This window comes from Escherichia sp. 93.1518 (assembly GCF_013368915.2).
In the GTDB taxonomy this organism is placed as follows: domain Bacteria; phylum Pseudomonadota; class Gammaproteobacteria; order Enterobacterales; family Enterobacteriaceae; genus Escherichia; species Escherichia ruysiae.
Genome location: NZ_JABWMT020000084.1, coordinates 1 through 1,412, shown reverse-complemented (window position 1 = coordinate 1,412; position 1,412 = coordinate 1). Strand labels below are relative to the sequence as shown.

The window sequence follows — 1,412 nt, the reverse complement described above, 5'->3', positions numbered from 1 at the left end:
GACCAGTAATGGGTTAAGTGATAACAGGTGTCTGGAAATATAGGGGCAAATCCATTACACTGAGGATGTGTAATCCCCGGCATACCCCGTTTCCAGTCTTCGCAGCCTGTACCGCCCTTCCTGCCGTTTCCGACATTCTTTCTGTCACTACTCGCTTGTGCCGTTTTTTCGCAACCGGTACGTGCAGTTATGACGGTACAGCTGCTTCTTTTCACGTTCCGGAAGGAGTCTTTGATGCCACAGCAACATCCCGGACGACTGCAAATACTGGTCGTCGACGCACACTGCAAACGCAGGCTGTTTTCAACGAAAACACCGACAGACCCCGATGAGCTTGCCCGACGTTTCTGCACGCATTAAACAGTTAATCCTCCTTAGTCTGTTATTTTAGTCGCCTGCCTCAGCCAACATGAAAAATAATAACGCACCATTATATCTCTGGTTGCTTTGGTGTACGCTTTGTCTGTACATCACTACCCCATGGCAATACTTACGTTATCCATACACTGACAACTTATCATTGCCTTATATGTTATATTTCTGTGTGGTGGTTGTGATTTGCATTTTCCCACTACTTTTCAGATGTGTACTTCTTATTGTAAGGTCTGCATCTAAATACGACTTCACATTCTTTGTGAAGAAGAAAAAGGGAAGCAAGAAATCAACTATACATCTTAGCCCCTATGCTGACACACGTTGCCCGAAGTCAATGAGGAAACACTGGGATGTATTGCTTTCTCTGATATCAAAAGCAATTAATAATGATGAAATCATTGTCATGCATTCACATCTCTTTACTCCGGCAAGAATAAATAAACTTATAAAGAGACTGGAATCTTATGATTTGAGTTTTTCAGTTATTACATACCCACGGAAAACAAGTCTGTACGAAAAATTATCAATTCCTTTTGTATATCTCTTATTTCAGTGGTCTCTCCCGCATTTGCATTCGGACGGAATGACAGTCGTCATTCGTCCTCACCAGACCCACCACACCAATTAAAAAATACATTTAGATATAAAAAGAATGCTCATAAACAGGATTTTCATTTTCAAAAAAAACCAAAACACTGGCTTAATGGGCTATTCACAACCTCACCTTTAAAATAACATGCAACATTAAAACTCAAAAGGTAGAATAATGAAAATACTAATCAACAATATTAAAGACGCAAGCAAACTTCTGAATGCGACTAAAACGGGACATTCAGGAGTAATTCTCTCAATATCGGTATACATTACCCATCCAATTGCACATAAAATAATGAACCCTTACTTAAAGTCCGCATTGACTAACAAACACTTATATACGAACACGGAGTCTCCGTTATGAAAAAAAAATGTCTGACACTTATACTGTCACGAACGGTGCAATAGTGATCCACACCCAACGCCTGAAATCAGATCCAGGG

The 1,412-nt window shown here is 40.3% G+C and carries 1 protein-coding gene; it reads left to right on the top strand.

Features of this window, described 5'->3' with window-relative positions:
* The first annotated feature begins 409 nt into the window (after nt 1-409).
* The gene (locus tag HEN21_RS23330) at nt 410-1,003 is read left to right on the top strand and encodes a pili assembly chaperone (RefSeq protein ID WP_077738495.1); all 594 of its coding nucleotides are present in this window, start codon (nt 410-412) and stop codon (nt 1,001-1,003) included.
* Nucleotides 1,004-1,412 lie beyond the last annotated feature (409 nt).

What these genes read in the sequence shown, in the direction of transcription:
- HEN21_RS23330 (WP_077738495.1), top strand. Translation starts at nt 410, where the DNA reads ATGAAAAATAATAACGCACCATTATATCTCTGGTTGCTTTGGTGTACG.